Annotated in this window: 14 protein-coding genes and 1 pseudogene; 9 read left to right on the forward strand and 6 right to left on the reverse strand. The window is 72.1% G+C overall.

The window, feature by feature from the left end; translation table 11 throughout:
- Window positions 1-369: 369 nt before the first annotated feature.
- The 3 genes and pseudogenes from ABZZ38_RS12505 to ABZZ38_RS12515 all read right to left on the reverse strand — a co-directional run.
- A pseudogene (locus ABZZ38_RS12505) lies at window positions 370-558 on the reverse strand (hypothetical protein); the annotation flags it as partial.
- A 175-nt stretch (window positions 559-733) separates the two neighbouring features.
- Entirely contained in the window at window positions 734-2101 is a 1368-nt protein-coding gene (locus ABZZ38_RS12510; protein ID WP_356738590.1) for an APC family permease, read from the reverse strand.
- A gap of 47 nt (window positions 2102-2148) precedes the next feature.
- Window positions 2149-3468, reverse strand: coding sequence for a diaminopimelate decarboxylase (locus ABZZ38_RS12515; protein ID WP_356738592.1), 1320 nt, complete (start codon window positions 3466-3468; stop codon window positions 2149-2151).
- A 112-nt stretch (window positions 3469-3580) separates the two neighbouring features.
- Between ABZZ38_RS12515 and hutU the strand changes: the two genes are divergently transcribed.
- The 5 genes from hutU to ABZZ38_RS12540 all read left to right on the forward strand — a co-directional run bounded on the left by hutU (window position 3581) and on the right by ABZZ38_RS12540 (window position 10476).
- Window positions 3581-5245: a urocanate hydratase gene (gene hutU / locus ABZZ38_RS12520; protein ID WP_356738594.1), complete on the forward strand. Its 1665-nt coding sequence runs from the start codon at window positions 3581-3583 to the stop codon at window positions 5243-5245.
- Between the two features lie 11 nt (window positions 5246-5256).
- Window positions 5257-6447, forward strand: a complete 1191-nt coding sequence (locus tag ABZZ38_RS12525; protein WP_356738700.1) for an allantoate amidohydrolase — start codon at window positions 5257-5259, stop codon at window positions 6445-6447.
- Entirely contained in the window at window positions 6438-7805 is a 1368-nt protein-coding gene (locus ABZZ38_RS12530; RefSeq protein ID WP_356738596.1) for a formimidoylglutamate deiminase, read from the forward strand. The genes ABZZ38_RS12525 and ABZZ38_RS12530 overlap by 10 nt, the downstream gene beginning before the upstream one ends.
- A gap of 44 nt (window positions 7806-7849) precedes the next feature.
- Window positions 7850-9097, forward strand: a complete 1248-nt coding sequence (hutI, locus tag ABZZ38_RS12535) for an imidazolonepropionase (RefSeq protein ID WP_356738598.1) — start codon at window positions 7850-7852, stop codon at window positions 9095-9097.
- A gap of 458 nt (window positions 9098-9555) precedes the next feature.
- A complete protein-coding gene (locus tag ABZZ38_RS12540; protein WP_356738600.1) occupies window positions 9556-10476 on the forward strand; it encodes an LLM class F420-dependent oxidoreductase in 921 nt (306 codons plus the stop codon).
- A 38-nt stretch (window positions 10477-10514) separates the two neighbouring features.
- Here the strand turns inward: ABZZ38_RS12540 and ABZZ38_RS12545 are convergent, their stop codons facing one another.
- Entirely contained in the window at window positions 10515-11447 is a 933-nt protein-coding gene (locus ABZZ38_RS12545) for an RNA polymerase sigma factor SigF (protein WP_356738602.1), read from the reverse strand.
- Between the two features lie 256 nt (window positions 11448-11703).
- Between ABZZ38_RS12545 and ABZZ38_RS12550 the strand changes: the two genes are divergently transcribed.
- Together ABZZ38_RS12550 and ABZZ38_RS12555 are read left to right on the forward strand one after the other, a co-directional pair.
- Window positions 11704-12072, forward strand: coding sequence for an STAS domain-containing protein (locus tag ABZZ38_RS12550; protein WP_356738604.1), 369 nt, complete (start codon window positions 11704-11706; stop codon window positions 12070-12072).
- Window positions 12073-12555: 483 nt separating this feature from the next.
- Window positions 12556-12957 (forward strand): ATP-binding protein, encoded by a 402-nt coding sequence (locus ABZZ38_RS12555; RefSeq protein ID WP_356738702.1) that lies wholly within the window; start codon window positions 12556-12558, stop codon window positions 12955-12957.
- A gap of 247 nt (window positions 12958-13204) precedes the next feature.
- Here ABZZ38_RS12555 and ABZZ38_RS12560 read toward each other — a convergent pair whose 3' ends face one another.
- Window positions 13205-14704, reverse strand: a complete 1500-nt coding sequence (locus ABZZ38_RS12560; protein WP_356738606.1) for an oligopeptide:H+ symporter — start codon at window positions 14702-14704, stop codon at window positions 13205-13207.
- Window positions 14705-15213: 509 nt separating this feature from the next.
- On the opposite strand from ABZZ38_RS12560, the gene ABZZ38_RS12565 reads away from it, so the two are divergent.
- Both ABZZ38_RS12565 and ABZZ38_RS12570 read left to right on the forward strand, forming a co-directional pair.
- Entirely contained in the window at window positions 15214-15891 is a 678-nt protein-coding gene (locus tag ABZZ38_RS12565; RefSeq protein WP_356738608.1) for a response regulator transcription factor, read from the forward strand.
- Window positions 15892-15921: 30 nt separating this feature from the next.
- Window positions 15922-17199, forward strand: coding sequence for an ATP-binding protein (locus ABZZ38_RS12570; protein ID WP_356738610.1), 1278 nt, complete (start codon window positions 15922-15924; stop codon window positions 17197-17199).
- Between the two features lie 51 nt (window positions 17200-17250).
- Here the strand turns inward: ABZZ38_RS12570 and ABZZ38_RS12575 are convergent, their stop codons facing one another.
- Window positions 17251-17775 (reverse strand): GtrA family protein, encoded by a 525-nt coding sequence (locus tag ABZZ38_RS12575; protein ID WP_356738704.1) that lies wholly within the window; start codon window positions 17773-17775, stop codon window positions 17251-17253.
- Window positions 17776-17839: the final 64 nt, after the last annotated feature.

A 17839-nucleotide genomic window follows, 5' to 3' on the forward strand; every position in this document is an offset into this window, starting at 1 on the left:
TGGCGCTCACCCGAGGACCAGCCGTTCCGCGAGGTCCCGCAGCCGGATGCGGGCGAGGGCCAGGTTTCCGGTGGGGCGGTCGAGCCACAGGTGGAGGAAGACGCTGCTGTCGAACGCCGTCTCGACGAAGCACAGGACGTGGTAGCCGGTGCGGGTGGTGACGATGACGTCCTCGACGGGGGGCCCCTTGGGTATCTCCCGGCGCGGCGCGGGGGGCACCTCCTGGGGCGGCCGGGCCTGGGGTGAGGCCGGGGGTGATTCCCGGGGTGACGCCCGGGGCGTCTCGGGTCCCCCCGGTAAGCCCGGCGACAGGCCCTTGGGTAAGCCCTGGGGTAAGCCCTGGCCGGACTCGTCGGAGGGCGCGTCCTGGGCGAAGGACTCGTACTCGGCCGCCGCGCGCGCCAGTTCGGCCGTCTCGGCCGCGGTCGTCTCGTGGTCGCCGACGGGCGAGTCGCCGATCACGCCGAGGGCGAGCCCGCTGGTCCAGTCGACGAGGGCCGCGCCCCGCGCGCCCGGCACGGTCATGGCCTCCAGCAGGCACTCGTCGATTCCGGGCACGCGGGCTCCCCTCCCTGTTCCCGTCGCGCGGGATACGGCTGTGACGGAGAGGTTACGCAACGTTCGCCCGGCCGGGGGGAGTTCTGGCATTTTCCATAGGAACATGCGTGGGCGGCGGTAGGGTTCGCCCACCGCCGCCGCGCCGTACCCCGCTGTCGTACGCCGTTGTCGTGTCTCAGGTTTCGCCGCGGGCCCGCATCACCAGCTTGTTGACGCCCCAGAGCGCGATGCCGATCGCGAGGAGCACGCCCGCCCGGATGTACACGTCCGCGTCCCGGTCCGCGAGCGGGCTGGCCAGGATCAGGGAGGTGAGGGCCCCGAGGACGGGCAGCGCCGTCGGCGTGCGGAAGTGCTTGTGCGCGACCCGGTCCCGGCGCAGGACCAGCACGGCGATGTTGACCACCGCGAAGACGCACAGCAGCAGGAACGCCGTCGTGTCGCCCAGGCCCTCGATCTCGCCGGTCGACACCAGCCCCACCGCCAGGAGCGACACGAAGACGATGCCCGCCACGGGCGTGCGGCGCACGGCCAGGACGCGGCCCATGGCGCGCGGCAGGATCCGTTCGTTGGCCATGCCGTAGCAGAGTCGCGAGGCCATCATGATGTTGATGAGCGCCGAGTTGGTGACGGCGAACAGCGCGATCAGCGCGAACGCCTTGGGCGGGAAGTCGACCCCGCCCGCCTTGACCACCTCCAGCAGGGGGCCGCTGGACTTCTCCAGCGTGCGGTAGTCGACGAGCAGCGAGGACACCAGCGCCACCAGGACGTAGATCGTGCCCGTCACGGCCACACCGATGAAGATCGCCCGGGGGAAGGCGCGGACCGGGTCGCGGGTCTCCTCGGCCATGTTGACCGAGTCCTCGAAGCCGACGAACGCGAAGAAGCCGAGCGCGGTCGCGCCGAGCACACCGGTCAGCAGCGCGTATCCGGCGCCGGACGCCTCGAACTCGCCCAGCCGCGACGGCTCCCCGCCGCCCGTCAGCACCGCCCACGCGCCGATCGTGAGGATCAGCGCCAGGCCGGTCAGTTCGACGACGGTGAGGACGACGTTCGTCTTCACGGACTCCGAGACCCCGCGCAGGTTGAGCGCCGCGAGGGCGAGGATGAAGAGGATGGCGACGAGTGTGGGCGGCACCGCGCCGCCGGTGAACTCGGAGAGGTAGTCACCGCTGAAGGCGCGGGCCGCGGCGCTCGCGGACGACAGTCCCGAGCACATCACCATGAAGGCGACGATGAAGGTCAGGAAGGGGACCTTGAACGCCTTCTGGGTGTAGAGGGCGGCTCCGGCGGCCTTCGGGTACTTCCCGACGAGTTCGACGTACGACGCCGCCGTGAGGATCGCGACGACGAAACCGATCACGAACGGCAGCCACAGCGCCCCGCCGACCTTGCCCGCCACCTTGCCGGTGGTGGCGTAGATGCCGGTGCCCAGGATGTCGCCGATGACGAAGAGGATCAGCAGCTTCGGCCCGATGGCCCGCTTGAGGGCGGACTCGGAGGTGTCCCCGGCAGGGCCACCGGGGGCGGTCTCTTGTCTTGACATGCGGGACTGATGCCCGGCCGGACGCGGCTGATACCCGCACCCGTCCCTCACACCGCCAGAAGTGCGTCCCGGTGGCCGCCCCCGCCCTCGGCGACGATCTCGGCCACGGTCTGCGGCGGGCGTACGGTCGCGAAGCGCACCGACCCGTCGTCGCCGGTGAGGAAGCCGTACACGCCGGGCCGGGGCAGGGAGTTGTACGCGTAGTGGTGCGCGAAGTAGTACGCCCCGGTGTCGAGCGCCGCGACGATGTCGCCCTGGTCGAGGAGGGGCAGGGGCCGCTTCACGGCGAGCAGGTCGCCCGCGAAGCAGGCGGGCCCCGCCACGTCCTGGTCGACTGCCGGGCCGGTCTTCGGGAGGCCCTCGGCGTCGTACGCGGCGATCCGCAGCGGCCAGGACGCCGGGTCGTAGACGGTGCGGGTGGCGACCTGGACGCCCGCGTGGGTGACGGCGATGGGCCGGGAGCCGGAGGTCTTGGTGTACTCGACGCGCGCCAGCACCGTGCCGTGCTTGGCCAGCAGCGACCGGCCGAACTCGGTGACCAGGCCGTAGCGCCCGTCGAAGAGCCCGGGGACCGCGTCCGCGAGGAGGCGGGCGTACTCGGCGTACGTCGGGGTCTCGTCGTCGGAGGCGAAGTTCACCGGAAGACCGCCGCCGATGTCGAGGGTGTCGATCCGGCGGCGCCCGGCGGCGGCGTTGATCTCCTCGGCGAGTTCGTACACCTCGCGGACGCCGGCGACCAGCAGGGACAGCGGCACGCCCTGCGAGCCGGAGTGGGTGTGCAGCCGGGTCAGCCACGGGCGGTCGAGGCAGGCGCGTACGACCCGGGCGCGGGCGCCCTCGTCGCGCAGCGCGACACCGAACTTGGAGGTGGAGGTGGCCGTGGACAGGGCGTCGATGGTGCCGCCGCCGATCTGCGGGTTGATCCGCAGGCCCAGGGGGCTGCGGCTGGGCGTCTGCGCGAGGAGGGCGTCGATACGGGCCAGCTCCTGCGGGTTGTCGGCGTTGACGGCGATCCCGAGGGCCAGGGCCTCGCGCAGCTCGGCGGTGGTCTTGGCGGGCGAGTCGAGGACGGTCCGCTCGGGGGGCACGCCGGCCGCGCGGGCCAGGGCCAGCTCGCCGGGGCTCGCGACCTCGGCGCCCAGCCCGGCCTCGTGCAGCAGGCGCAGGACGGGCACGAGCGGGGAAGCCTTGACGGCGAAGGCGTGCAGGACGGGCGCGTCGGTGACGTCCGCGAAGGCGGCGCGCAGTGCGGCGGCGGAGGCGCGGATGCCGGCGATGTCGAGGAGGGCGGCGACGGGTTCGGTGCCGGTGAGGAGGGCTTGGTCGACTGCTGCTCGTACGGCCTGATCGCGACGGTCTGAAGCCATGTGCTCCAGCCAATCACCCGGTCCGCCGGTGCGCAGCCGTTGACTACATCTATTCAGACCGCCACTATGTGAATAACTAAATCTGCACCACGCATGTCGAGGAGGCATCCCCATGTCAGGACCCCGCCCCGTACGGGCCCGGCGCGGTACCGAACTGAGCGCCCTGGGATGGCAGCAGGAAGCCGCCCTGCGGATGCTCCAGAACAACCTCGACCCCGAGGTCGCCGAGCACCCCGACAAGCTGGTCGTCTACGGCGGCACCGGCAAGGCCGCCCGCGACTGGCGCTCCTTCGACGCCATGGTCCGTACGCTGCGGACGCTCAAGCAGGACGAGACGATGCTCGTCCAGTCCGGCCGCCCGGTCGGCGTCATGCAGACCCACGAGTGGGCGCCGCGCGTCCTGATCGCCAACTCCAACCTGGTCGGCGACTGGGCGAACTGGGAGGAGTTCCGGCGCCTGGAGCAGCTCGGCCTGACCATGTACGGCCAGATGACGGCCGGCTCCTGGATCTACATCGGCACCCAGGGCATCCTCCAGGGCACCTACGAGACGTTCGCCGCCGTCGCCGCGAAGAAGTTCGGCGGCACCCTCGCCGGGACCATCACGCTGACCGCCGGCCTCGGCGGCATGGGCGGCGCCCAGCCGCTGGCCGTCACCATGAACGACGGCGTCGCCCTGTGCGTCGACTGCGACCCGCGCGCCATCGAGCGGCGCATCGAGCACCGGTACCTCGACGTGAAGGCCGACTCCCTCGACCACGCCCTCCAGCTGGCCGTCGAGGCGCGCGACGCCCGCCGCCCGCTGTCGATCGGCGTGCTCGGCAACGCCGCCGAGCTCGTCCCGCAGCTGCTGGCGATGGGGGCGCCCATCGACATCGTCACCGACCAGACCTCCGCCCACGACCCGCTGGCGTACCTGCCGCTGGGCGTCGACTTCGACGACATGGCGTCCTACGCGGCCGAGAAGCCCGCCGACTTCACCCAGCGGGCCCGCGAGTCCATGGCCCGGCACGTCGAGGCCATGGTCGGCTTCATGGACGCGGGAGCCGAGGTCTTCGACTACGGCAACTCCATCCGCGGCGAGGCGCAACTGGCCGGCTACGACCGGGCCTTCGCCTTCCCCGGCTTCGTACCCGCCTACATCCGGCCCCTCTTCTGCGAGGGCAAGGGCCCCTTCCGCTGGGCCGCCCTGTCCGGCGACCCGAAGGACATCGCCGCCACCGACCGCGCGATCCTCGACCTCTTCCCCGAGAACGAGTCGCTGGCCCGCTGGATCAAGATGGCCGGCGAACGCGTCCACTTCCAGGGCCTGCCCGCCCGCATCTGCTGGCTCGGCTACGGCGAGCGCGACCGTGCCGGTGAGCGCTTCAACGACATGGTCGCGAGCGGCGAGCTCTCCGCGCCGGTCGTCATCGGGCGCGACCACCTCGACTGCGGCTCCGTGGCCTCCCCGTACCGCGAGACCGAGGCCATGCTGGACGGCTCCGACGCCATCGCGGACTGGCCGCTGCTCAACGCCATGGTGAACGTCGCCTCCGGCGCCTCCTGGGTCTCCCTCCACCACGGCGGCGGCGTCGGCATGGGCCGCTCCATCCACGCCGGCCAGGTCACGGTCGCCGACGGCACCCCGCTCGCCGGCGAGAAGATCCGCCGCGTCCTCACCAACGACCCGGGCATGGGCGTCATCCGCCACGTCGACGCTGGCTACGACATCGCCGAGTCCGTCGCCGACGCGAAGGGCGTCCGCGTCCCGATGCGCGAGGGTGACGACTCGTGACCTTCCACGAGATGTGGGCCGACCTCGCGCCCATCGGCCGCGACGCCGACAGCGGTGGCTACCGCCGCTACGCCTGGACCGGCGCCGACACCGACTGCCGCGCCTGGTTCCGGGCGCAGGCCGAGGCGCGCGGCCTCACCTACGAGACCGACCGCAACGGCAACCAGTGGGCCTGGCTCGGCGACCCCCTCGGCGAAGGGGCCGTCGTCACCGGCTCGCACCTGGACTCCGTCCCGGACGGCGGCGCCTTCGACGGCCCGCTCGGCGTCGTCTCCTCCTTCGCCGCGCTCGACGAACTCCGCCACAGAGGGGTGGAGTTCCGCCGGCCCGTCGCCATCACCAACTTCGGTGACGAGGAAGGCGCCCGCTTCGGCCTCGCCTGCGTCGGCTCCCGGCTCACGGCCGGGCAGCTGACCAAAGAGGCGGCGTACCGGCTGCGCGACGGCGACGGCGTCACGCTGCCGCAGGCCATGGAGGCCGCCGGGTACGACCCCGAGGCCATCGGCCCCGACCCGGAGCGGCTCGCCCGCGTCGGCGCGTTCGTCGAGCTGCACGTCGAGCAGGGCCGCGCCCTGGACCTGACGGGCGACGCGGTCGGGATCGCCTCCGCCATCTGGCCGCACGGCCGCTGGCGGTACGACTTCCACGGCGAGGCCAACCACGCCGGCACGACCCGGCTCGTCGACCGGCGCGACCCGATGCTGACGTACGCCGAGACGGTCCTCGCCGCCCGCCGCGAGGCCGAACTCGCCGGCGCGGTCGCCACCTTCGGCAAGATCTCCGTCGAGCCCAACGGCGTCAACGCCATCCCGTCGCTCGTGCGCGGCTGGCTGGACTCCCGCGCGGCCGACCAGGCGACCCTGTCCGCCGTCACCTCGGCGATCGAGGCCGCCGCCCGCGCGTGCGCCGACCGGCAGGGCATCGACCTGCGCGTCGTACGCGAATCCTTCACCCCCGTCGTGGAGTTCGAGCACGCCCTGCGCGACGAACTCGCCAAGATCCTCGGCGGCGGCGTCCCGGTCCTCGGCACGGGCGCCGGCCACGACGCGGGCATCCTGTCGGGCTCCATCCCGACGGCCATGCTGTTCGTGCGCAACCCCACGGGCGTCTCCCACTCCCCTGCCGAGTCCGCGACCGAGGACGACTGCGTCGCCGGAGTCCACGCCCTCGCCGACGTACTGGAGGGCCTGGCGTGCAGGTGACCTACTGGGCGGAGCACGCCTGGCTCGACCCCGCCGTCGAGCAGGGCGTGACCCTCACCGTGGCCACGAGCGGCTCCGCCGCCGGGGCGGACGGCCGCATCACCGCCGTACGCACCGGCGTCGACCGGCCCCCGCCGGGCGCCGTCGTCCTGCGCGGCCTGACCCTCCCGGGCCTCGCGAACGCCCACAGCCACGCCTTCCACCGGGCCCTGCGCTCCACCGTGCAGGTCGGCTCCGGCACCTTCTGGACGTGGCGCGACACCATGTACGGCGTCGCCCGGAAGCTCACCCCCGACACCTACTACGCGCTCGCCCGAGCCGTGTACGCGGAGATGGCGCTGGCGGGCATCACGGCCGTCGGGGAGTTCCACTACCTGCACCACGCCCCCGGGGGCACCCGCTACGACGACCCCAACGCCATGGGCGAGGCGCTCATCGCGGCGGCGGGCGAGGCGGGCATCCGCATCACCCTGCTCGACACGGCGTACCTGTCGTCCGGCTTCGGCGAGCCGCCCAACGAGCACCAGCTGCGGTTCTCCGACGGCACGGCGGAGGCGTGGGCGGAACGCGCCTCCCTCCTCAAGGAGCGCGACGGCGTCCGCGTCGGCGCCGCCATCCACTCCGTACGCGCCGTGCCGGCCGACCAGCTGTCCACGGTCGCCCAGTGGGCGTCCGACCGCCAGGCCCCCCTGCATGTCCACCTCTCCGAGCAGACGGCGGAGAACGAGGCGTGCCTCGCCGCGCACGGCCGCACCCCGACCCGGCTGCTCGCCGACCACGGGGTGCTCGGCGCGGACACCACCGGCGTCCACAACACGCACCTCACCGACGAGGACATCGCCCTGCTCGGCGGCTCGTCCACCGGCACCTGCATGTGCCCGACGACCGAGCGCGACCTCGCCGACGGCATCGGCCCGGCCGCCGCCCTCCAGAAGGCCGGCTCGCCGCTGTCGCTCGGCAGCGACAGCCACGCGGTGATCGACCTCCTGGAGGAGGCACGCGCGATGGAGCTCGACGAGCGCCTGCGCACCCGCACGCGCGGCCACTGGACGGCCGCCGCGCTGCTGCGCGCCGCCACCGCCGACGGTCACGCGGCGCTCGGCCGGCCCGAAGCGGGCCGCCTGGCGGCCGGCGCGCCCGCCGACTTCGCGACGATCGCGCTCGACTCGGTCAGGACAGCGGGGCCGGCGCCGCGTCTGGCAGCTGAGACAGCGGTATTCGCCGCGTCGGCAGCGGATGTGCGCCATACGGTCGTCGGTGGCCGCCATGTCGTGCGGGACGGGGTCCACGCCCTGGTCCCCGACGTCCCCCGCGCACTGACGGACGCGATCGCCGCCCTCCACGACCACCACGGCTGAAGCGGCTCACACGGCTGAAACGGCTGAAGGAGACATCCCTCATCATGAGCAGCGGTCCCGAGACCACGAACAACCCCCCGGCGACGCCCGCCCCCGCCACGACGAACAGCGCCGTCGCGGCGACGGCCACCGTCATCACCAACATCGCCAACCTGGTCACCAACGACCCCTCCCTCGGTGACGGATCCCCCCTCGGCCTGATCCAGGACGCGGCCGTCGTCATCGACGGCGACCGCATCGCCTGGGTCGGTGAATCCAGCAAAGCACCCGCCACTGACAATCACCTCGACGCCGGTGGCCGGGGTGTGATCCCCGGCTTCGTCGACTCCCACTCCCACCTGGTCTTCGCGGGCGACCGCACCGCCGAGTTCAACGCCCGCATGTCCGGCCGTCCCTACGCCGCCGGCGGCATCCGCACCACCGTCGCCGCCACGCGCGCCGCGAGCGACGAGGACCTGGAGGCGAACCTGACGCGCCTGCTCCACGAGGCGCTGCGCCAGGGCACCACCACGTTCGAGACCAAGTCCGGCTACGGCCTCACCGTCGAGGACGAGGCCCGCGCCCTGCGGATCGCCTCCCGCCACACCGACGAGGTGACCTACCTCGGCGCCCACATCGTCTCCCCCGACCACGCCGACGACCCGGCCGCGTACGTCGACCTCGTCACCGGCCCGATGCTGGAGGCGTGCGCGCCGTACGCCCGCTGGATCGACGTGTTCTGCGAGAAGGGCGCCTTCGACGGCGACCAGGCCCGCGCCATCCTCACCGCGGGCAAGGCACACGGCCTGCACCCGCGCATCCACGCCAACCAGCTGTCGTACGGCCCCGGCGTCCAGCTCGCCGTCGAACTCGACGCGGCGTCCGCCGACCACTGCACGCACCTGACGGACGCGGACGTCGACGCGCTGGCGAGCGGCACCACGGTCGCCACGCTGCTCCCCGGCGCCGAGTTCTCCACCCGCGCCGCGTGGCCGGACGCCCGCCGCCTCCTCGACGCGGGCGTGACGGTGGCCCTTTCCACGGACTGCAACCCGGGCTCGTCGTTCACCTCGTCCATGCCGTTCTGCGTCGCCCTCGCCGTACGGGACATGGGCATGACCCCCGACGAGGCGCTCTGGTCCGCCACGGCCGGCGGTGCCGCCGCCCTGCGCCGCACCGACGTCGGCCGCCTCACCCCCGGCGCCCGCGCCGACCTGGCCCTCCTCGACGCGCCGTCCCACGTCCACCTCGCCTACCGCCCCGGCGTGCCGCTGGTGAAAACCGTGTGGCAGCGCGGAGAGAGGTTCCTCTAGCCGACCGCGACGGAAGCCGGAGGGGCCACCGGCGCCTTACCGGCGCGGTCCCACCGGGGCCCCACCGGCGCCCCCGCCGACCTACCGGCCCGGTCCCACCGGCGCCACCTCCGGCCACCGGCCCGCCCGTGCCGATCACGGCGTTCCCCGGCGCGGCCTTACCGGCGCCCCCGCCGGCCCCCGCCGGCCCTGCAGGCCCTCGTCGGCCACCGGCGCCCTACCGGCGAGGCCCCACCGGCGCCCCCTCCGGCCCCTCCGGCCACTGGCGCCCCCGCCGGCCCCTCCGGCCCCCGGCGCCCCCTCCGGCCACCGGCCCGCCCGTGCCGATCACGGCGTTCCCCGGCGCGGGCCCCGGCCCGCGTCGTATGATCCACTCCACCCCCCCGATCCCTCCCCGATTCCCCTTTCACAGCCTGCCGACCGGCAGGCTGTTTTCGTTTGCCGTGAAGGAGCCCGCAGTGAAACTCGGACTGACCTGCCCCCGCTTCATCTGGCCCGGCGGCACCGCCGCCATCGCCCCGACGTTCGCCCGCGTGGCGCGGGGCGCGGAGGAGGCCGGACTGGACAGCTTCTGGGTGATGGACCACTTCTTCCAGATACCGAACTTCGGCGCGGCCGAGGACCCGATGCCGGAGGCGTACAGCGCCCTGTCGTACGCCGCCGCGCTCACCCGGCGCGTCACGCTCGGGACGCTCGTCACGGGGGTGACCCACCGCGCGCCCGGGCTGCTGCTGAAGCAGGTGACCACGCTGGACGTGCTGTCGGGCGGACGGGCCGTCCTCGGGATCGGGGCCGGGTTCCACGAGGAGGAGCACCGGGGGCTCGGGTTCCGGCTGCCGCCGGTGGCCGAGCGGTTCGAGCGGCTGGAGGAGACGCTGCGGATCGCCAGGCTGATGTGGGGCGAGGGGGACGCGCCGTTCGAGGGCAGGCACTACCGGCTGGAGCGCACCCTCAACTCCCCGCAGGCCCTCTCCCGCCCCCACCCGCCCATCCTGATCGGCGGCGGCGGGGAGCGGAGGACACTGCGGCTCGTCGCCGAGTACGGCGACGCCTGCAACCTCTTCCACGGCGCCGACATCCCCCACAAGCTGGGTGTCCTGCGCGCGCACTGTGAGGCGGTGGGGCGGCCCTACGAGGCGGTCGAGAAGACCCTCCACATGCGGATCCCGGAGGGGCAGTCGGTGGCGGAGAGCGTCCAGCGCTGCGGTGACCTCGCCGAGCAGGGCATCGACCACGTCATCGTCGCCCTGCCCGACCCGTCCACCGACGCCGCGCTCGCGCACCTCGCGGCGCTGGCCGCACAGGTGGGAGGCGGCACCCGCCGACCGGGAGGCGACCGGCGGCCGGGGGACGGGAAGGCGGAAGGGCCCGTCCCCTGACGGAACGGGCCCCTCCGGCAGGGCGGGTCACCGGGCCGTCACTCCTCCACGGTCAGGCCCTTGCGGAGCTTGCCCAGGGTGCGGGAGAGCAGCCGCGACACGTGCATCTGCGAGATGTCGAGCTCCTCGCCGATCTCCGACTGGGTCATCCCGGCGACGAAGCGTAGGGAGAGGATCCTGCGGTCGCGCGCGGGCAGCGCGGCGATCAGCGGCTTGAGGGACTCGATGTACTCGATGCCCTCCAGGCCGTGGTCCTCGTACCCGATGCGGTCCGCGAGCGCGCCTTCGCTGTCGTCCTCCTCGGGCTGGGCGTCGAGCGAGCTCGCGGTGTACGCGTTGCTCGCGGCCATGCCCTCGACGACCTCCTCCTTGGTGATGCCGAGCTTCTCGGCGAGCTCACCGACGGTCGGCGAGCGGTCGAGCTGCTGGGCGAGCTCGTCACCGGCCTTCGCCAGTTCGAGGCGGAGCTCCTGGAGCCGGCGCGGGACGCGCACGGACCAGGAGGTGTCACGGAAGAAGCGCTTGATCTCTCCGACGATGGTTGGCATCGCGAAGGTGGGGAACTCGACCCCTCGGGCGAGCTCGAACCGGTCGATGGCCTTGATCAGGCCGATCGTGCCGACCTGGATGATGTCCTCCATGGGCTCGCTGCGGGAGCGGAAGCGGGAGGCGGCGAACTTGACCAGGGCGAGGTTGAGCTCGACAAGGGTGTTACGGACGTACGCGTGCTCGTGCGTGCCCTCTTCGAGGGTGTCGAGGCGGGCGAAGAGCGTCTTCGACAGCGCCCTGGCGTCGAGGGGTTCGACCTCGTCGTACGGGGGGATCTCGGGCAGACCGAGTCCGGCGAGCCGGTCGGGCTCGTCGGTGACCGGGTCGCTGATGTGATCGATGTCGCTGACGCCATCGATGTGCTGGGGCGGAGTTATCGACGGCGCGTCGGGGGTACGCGTCGCGTCGAGCCGGGGTGACATGGTCTCCTCCATCGTTCTCGGCATATGGCCGCCGATGCCGACGTACGTGCTGCGGTGTGCGGCGCCTCCAAAGCCGGCCGAGGTCGGGGGTGTCCCTGTGCGGACTGGTGTCCTTACTAGCCCTACCCGCTTTCCCTGGATCGTTGCAAGTGCCAATTGTCCCATATGTCCTGGTTGTAGGGGACTCCGACTACCGGCCGCCAGGGAGAAGGGTTAGTGTTCTCCCGACTCAACGGCATCGGCGAAGAGGGGCGGCATGGACCGCGAGACGGTCGGCAGCGTGAACCAGGGCCGACTCCACGTCGGGGTCCGGACGGAGGGCCGCAGTGAGATCGTGACGCCGGTGGGTGAGCTGGATCACCACACCGCCGATCTGCTGCGCGAACCGCTGGACACCGCGCTTGAGCAAGGGCGTTCACGCCTTGTGATCGACTGCTCACAGCTTGCGTTCTGTGACTCCACCGGACTGAACGTATTGCTCGGCGCCCGGCTGAAGGCCGAGGCGGCAGGGGGTGGGGTCCATCTGGCCGGAATGCAGCCGGTGGTGGCTCGCGTCTTCGAGATCACCGGCGCGGAAGCCGTTTTCGCGGTGCACGACACCCTGGAAGCGGCTCTCACGGAATGACCCGGCGCGGGGTGTCCGTCCATCGCCTCACGTTCGCGGATGCGACGAACCGGGTGTCGTACCCGGGAGGGCGGGCAGAAGAACCTGCGCGAAGGGCCGTTGACGGCTCCGCACGCTGTGTACTGACGTAATGACGAAATGGCGAATCGGTGAGGTGAAGCGCTGATGGGCACCACCCAGCAGCATCCGCCGAGCGATCTCGGTGGTGAGCCGGACGGCGCGGGCCCCGGCGCTGCGGCCCCGCCCGGCGCGGCTGCAGGGCCACTCGCGGCCGCGGGGTCCGTCGTGAGCGCCGAGCCCGCCGTGGGCGGCGGTGTCGCGGCCGGCGGGAGCGCGGGCACCCCTGCGGGCAGCCGCGCGGAGGCCTCAGCGGCGGACGGTCCCGCCGAGCCCGGTGCGTCCGGCGCACCCGCCGCGCCCGTGCCCTCCGGCGTCTCCGACGCGCCCGCGTCCGAGGGCGCCATCTCCTCGAAAGGTGGGCGGATGCGCAGGCTCTCCCTCGGCAACGCCAGTGGGATCGTGCCGCTCGCCCGCGACTTCACGCGCCAGGCCCTCTACGACTGGGGCTGGCTCCCCGCGGCCACCGCCGACCGCCGCGCCGCCGCCGAGGACGTCCTGCTGGTCGTCTCCGAGCTGGTCACCAACGCGTGCCTGCACGCCGAGGGCCCCGAGGAGCTGCGCGTCTCGCTGGACGCCAAGGTGCTGCGGCTGGAGGTCGAGGACCGGGGTCCGGGCCAGCCCGCCCCGCGTACCCCGCACCGGGCCGGACGCCCCGGCGGACACGGCATGTTCATCGTGCAGCGCCTGTGCCTGGACTGGGGGGTCGTCCGCACCACCGACGCGCCGGGCAAGACCGTCTGGGCGGAGCTGGCGGCCCCCGCGTAACGCGCGCCCGGCCAACGCGCGAACCTCTGAAGGATGTGTGGAGCACGGCGATCGCCGTGCTCTTTTGTCTGTCCCCCCACCGCCACGCCGAAGCGCCTCCCGGTACGGAGAAGGCTCCCGGTACGGAGAAGGCTCCCGGTACGGAGAAGGCTCCCGGTACGAAGAGGGCTCCCGGTACGGAGAAGGCCGCCGCACCCGGATCGAACCGGATGCGGCGGCCTTCGTACGCGTACGGCCTACGGCGCCGTCAGTGCACGCCACCCATGAGGGGCTGGACCTTCTTGCGGTACATGAAGATCGCGACGCCGCCGAGGATCGCGAGCGCGCCCTGGCTGGCGAACCACCACTCGGTGTCGGTCGGGGCGCCCATCAGCTGGAGCAGGGCGATGACCGAGTCACCGGCGGTGACGGCGAGGAACCAGACACCCATCATCTGCGACGCGTACTTGGCCGGGGCCAGCTTCGTCGTCAGCGACAGGCCGACCGGGGAGAGGGTGAGCTCACCGACGGTCTGGATCAGGTAGACCGAGCACAGCCACAGCGGGGTGACCTTGACGTCGCCCGCGGACGCGGCCTGCGCCAGCATCATCACGAAGAACGAGGCACCGATCAGCACCAGGCCCTGCGTGAACTTGACCAGGGTGCTCGGCTCCTTGCCGCGGCGGGCGAGCGCCACCCACAGCCACGCGAAGACCGGGGCCAGCGCCATCACGTACAGCGGGTTCAGCGACTGGAACCAGCTGGCCGGGAAGGAGAAGCCGAACAGCGACCCCGCGGTGTTGTGCTCCGCGAACAGGCTCAGCGTCGAACCGGTCTGGTCGTAGATGCCCCAGAACACGGCCGCGGCGACGAAGAACCAGACGTACGCCGACATCCGGGACCGCTCGACCGGCTCCAGGTCGGTGTCGCGCTTGATGCGGATCAGGTACCAGGCGGGCAGGACCAGACCCAGGATGGTCAGCGGCCACAGCACCCAGTCGATGCTCAGCTTGCCGGTGACCCCGACGACGCCGTAGGCGACGGCCGCGACGGCCAGCCAGATCAGCGCCTTCTTGATGATGCCGGCGCGCTCGGCGTCCGACAGCGGCGCGGGCACCTGGCTGGACTCCGGCGCGAGGTTGCGGAAGCCGAGGAAGTAGAAGGCGAGGCCGAGGGCCATGCCGACACCGGCCATGGCGAAGCCGTAGTGCCAGTTGACCTCCTGGCCCACGTAACCGATGGTCAGCGGGGCGACGAAGGCACCGAGGTTGATGCCCATGTAGAAGATCGTGAAGCCACCGTCGCGGCGGGGGTCGTTCTTGTCCCGGTACAGGTGGCCGACCATCGTCGAGATGTTGGCCTTCAGCAGACCGGAGCCTGCGGCGATGAACGCCAGGCCGACGAAGAAGGAGAGCTTCATCGGCAGGGCCAGCAGGAAGTGGCCGATCATGATGATCGTGCCGGAGATCGCCACGGTCTTCCGCGCGCCCCACACGCGGTCGCCGAACCAGCCGCCCGGCAGGGCCAGCAGGTACACCATCGCGTTGTAGACGGAGTAGATGGCGACGGCGGTCGCCGTGTCGAAGCCGAGACCACCGTCGGCGACCTGGGCCGACAGGTAGAGCACGAGCAGGGCCCGCATGCCGTAGAAGCTGTAGCGCTCCCACATCTCGGTCATGAAGAGATTGGCCAGACCGCGGGGGTGGCCGAGGAACGTCTTCTCCTGGCCAGCTGTACTGGCCGGGTCCCTCGTCAGGCTGGACGCCATGGTCGATCCTTGCTTGCTCGGGACGCGCTGCGCTTCGTGAGCTCACGCGCCCGGTGGGGGGCGGGGCCGGCACCGGCACGGACGCGATCCACCCCCACGCCCGACAGGGGTTCGCCCCCGTGCCACCACGGAGGCGAAGGATCAGACCGCGCCGGGATCAACGCACCGGAGCGCGTCATCACGCCACGGAGCCCGGCCCACAGGTCGTTCACTGTCCCAAGGCTGGCAAAGCCGACCTTGCGCAGAAAAGAGACCCTTGGCGCTTCAAGCGGGCCAAAGGTCCCGGAGTAGTACATCAGGCGTCTCGCCACCATACGACATGACAGTGCGGCACATGGAAGGACTTGAGAGATGGATCACAGGTGTCGGTGGAACCATCCGCCCACAATTGAAGGTAGTAGCCAGGATGGCATCCCACACTCCCAGGGGACTCAGGGAGGGTCCCGGGAATAATTGATCAAGAGCCGAGCCCATCCCTGGGCGTAGCCCACGCGGACTACCATCACCCCATGACCCGTGTACTGCTCGCCGAGGACGACGCATCCATCTCGGAACCGCTGGCCCGCGCCCTGCGGCGGGAGGGGTACGAGGTCGAGGTGCGGGAGGACGGGCCCTCCGCGCTCGACACCGGACTGCAGGGCGGAGCCGACCTGGTCGTGCTGGACCTCGGGCTGCCCGGAATGGACGGACTCGAAGTGGCCCGGCGGCTGCGCGGCGAGGGCCTCACGGTGCCGATCCTGGTACTGACCGCCCGCGCCGACGAGGTCGACACCGTGGTCGGACTGGACGCGGGCGCCGACGACTACGTCACCAAGCCCTTCCGGCTCGCCGAGCTGCTCGCCCGGGTACGGGCGCTGCTGCGCCGGGGCAGCGCCGAGCCGGCCCCGCAGCCCGCCACCCACGGCGTCCGCATCGACGTCGAATCGCACCGCGCCTGGATGGGTGACGAGGAGCTCCAGCTCACCGCGAAGGAGTTCGACCTGCTGCGGGTCCTGGTCCGGGACGCCGGCCGGGTCGTCACCCGCGACCAGCTGATGCGCGAGGTCTGGGACACCACGTGGTGGTCCTCCACCAAGACGCTCGACATGCACATCTCCTGGCTGCGCAAGAAGCTCGGTGACGACGCCGCGAACCCCCGCTACATCGCCACCGTCCGCGGCGTGGGCTTCCGCTTCGAGAAGAGTTAGGCCGAACACCCCGCGAGTGAGAAGGACCCCGTGCGCCGCCGACTGATCAACTCCACGCTCGCGGTGGTGCTCGTCGTCATCGCCGTCTTCGGCGTCTCCCTCGTCATCGTCGAGACCCGCACCATCAGCAGCAGCGCCCAGGAGAGCGTGGACTCCGAGGCGGTGAGCCTGATCAGCATCGTCGAGAGCCGGCTCGTCGGCGGCGAGCCCGTCAACCCGGACATCCTCGCCGAGCAGAGCGGCGCCAAGCGGTACGCCCTCATCGACATCCCCGGCCGCGCCCCCATCGAGATCGGCAAACGGCCCAGCGGCGACGTCATCCGCGGAGTCGCCCACGGCGAGCGCGGCGAGACGGTCACCGTCGAGGAGTCCCGCTCCACCGTGACCCGCGAGGTCGGCCGCACGCTGCTGATCATCGCCGCCGTGGCCCTGCTCGCCGTGATCGCCGCCGTCCTCCTCGCCGTGCGCCAGGCCAACAGGCTGGCCTCGCCGCTCACCGACCTCGCGGAGACCGCCGAGCGGCTCGGCTCCGGCGACCCCAGGCCGCGCCACAAGCGGTACGGCGTGCCCGAACTGGACCGGGTCGCCGACGTCCTCGACGCCTCGGCCGAGCGGATCGCCCGGATGCTCACCGCCGAACGGCGGCTGGCCGCCGACGCCTCCCACCAGCTGCGGACGCCGCTGACCGCGCTGTCCATGCGGCTGGAGGAGATCTCCGAGACCGACGACCCGACCACGGTCAAGGAGGAGGCGCACATCGCGCTCACCCAGGTCGAGCGGCTCACCGACGTGGTCCAGCGACTGCTCACCAATTCCCGCGACCCGCGCACCGGCTCGGCGATCGCGTTCGACCTCGACGAGGTCGTCAAGCAGCAGATCGAGGAGTGGCGCCCGGCCTACCGCAGCGCGGGCCGGGCGATCGTCCGCTCCGGCAAGGTCGGCATGCGGGCCGTCGGCACCCCGGGCGCGGTCGCCCAGGTGCTGGCCGCGCTAATCGAGAACTCCCTCATGCACGGCGGCGGCACCGTCGCCCTGCGCACCCGCGTCATCGGCAATCAGGCGGTCGTGGAGGTGACGGACGAGGGCCCGGGAGTCCCGGCGGACCTCGGCGCGCGCATCTTCGAGCGCACGATCAGCGGCCGCAACTCGACGGGCATCGGCCTCGCCGTCGCCCGCGACCTGGCCGAGGCGGACGGCGGGCGCCTGGAGCTGCTCCAGCAGCAGCCCCCGGTGTTCGCGCTCTTCCTCAGCCGGGAGGTCCGCAGCCGCGAGCAGAAGCCCCCGGAGCCCCCACCCCCGGTGCGCTGACGCCCGCCACCCGGGCGGGTGGGCCGTGCGCCGCGCGCGACGGCGGCGGCGTCAGCGGCGGCGGCCGGCCGACGCCGGGGCCGGGGAGTCCTCGTGCCGTCGCTGTTCCAGGAACGATTCGGCGGTCTGGACGGTCTCGCGGACCGGCAGCGTACGGAACACCCATGTCCGGTACGACCAGAAGCGGAACAGCGTGGCCACGCCGATCCCGAGGAACTTGAAGAAGTTGCTCTGCAGCGGGCTGTCCCAGCCGAAGCCGTACGTCGCGGCGTACAGCACGCCGTTCTCGATGACGAGCCCCACCAGGCTGAACAGCAGGAAGAGCGTCAGCTCCTTCGTCCGGCCGTTCTTGTCGCGGTCCCGGTACGTGAAGTAGCGGAAGCCCACGTAGTTGAACCCGATCGCGACGACCGTGGCGAGCAGGCTGGCCCGCACGACCGGGATCTCCGTGGTGTGGCGCACCAGGTTGAAGACGGCCATGTTCACCAGCAGGCCGAGGCCGCCGACGAGACCGAATTTGGCGATCTCGCGGACGAGCTGGTCCAGCCGCACGCGCAGTGCGCCTCGTTCACTCATGGTGATCTTCCAGCCCCGTCCGGTCGAGTGGGTCAACCAAGCCATGCTAACCACCCGGACGTGA

The organism is Streptomyces sp. NPDC006368 (assembly GCF_040612535.1).
Classification (GTDB): Bacteria; Actinomycetota; Actinomycetes; order Streptomycetales; family Streptomycetaceae; genus Streptomyces.

Excerpts from the sequence above, each read along its gene's own strand:
- ABZZ38_RS12510 (WP_356738590.1), bottom strand. The coding sequence starts at position 2,101 with ATGTCAAGACAAGAGACCGCCCCCGGTGGCCCTGCCGGGGACACCTCC.
- ABZZ38_RS12515 (WP_356738592.1), bottom strand. The coding sequence starts at position 3,468 with ATGGCTTCAGACCGTCGCGATCAGGCCGTACGAGCAGCAGTCGACCAA.
- hutU (WP_356738594.1), top strand. The coding sequence starts at position 3,581 with ATGTCAGGACCCCGCCCCGTACGGGCCCGGCGCGGTACCGAACTGAGC.
- ABZZ38_RS12525 (WP_356738700.1), top strand. The coding sequence starts at position 5,257 with ATGTGGGCCGACCTCGCGCCCATCGGCCGCGACGCCGACAGCGGTGGC.
- hutI (WP_356738598.1), top strand. The coding sequence starts at position 7,850 with ATGAGCAGCGGTCCCGAGACCACGAACAACCCCCCGGCGACGCCCGCC.
- ABZZ38_RS12545 (WP_356738602.1), bottom strand. The coding sequence starts at position 11,447 with ATGTCACCCCGGCTCGACGCGACGCGTACCCCCGACGCGCCGTCGATA.
- ABZZ38_RS12550 (WP_356738604.1), top strand. The coding sequence starts at position 11,704 with ATGGACCGCGAGACGGTCGGCAGCGTGAACCAGGGCCGACTCCACGTC.
- ABZZ38_RS12555 (WP_356738702.1), top strand. The coding sequence starts at position 12,556 with ATGCGCAGGCTCTCCCTCGGCAACGCCAGTGGGATCGTGCCGCTCGCC.
- ABZZ38_RS12560 (WP_356738606.1), bottom strand. The coding sequence starts at position 14,704 with ATGGCGTCCAGCCTGACGAGGGACCCGGCCAGTACAGCTGGCCAGGAG.
- ABZZ38_RS12565 (WP_356738608.1), top strand. The coding sequence starts at position 15,214 with ATGACCCGTGTACTGCTCGCCGAGGACGACGCATCCATCTCGGAACCG.
- ABZZ38_RS12575 (WP_356738704.1), bottom strand. The coding sequence starts at position 17,775 with ATGAGTGAACGAGGCGCACTGCGCGTGCGGCTGGACCAGCTCGTCCGC.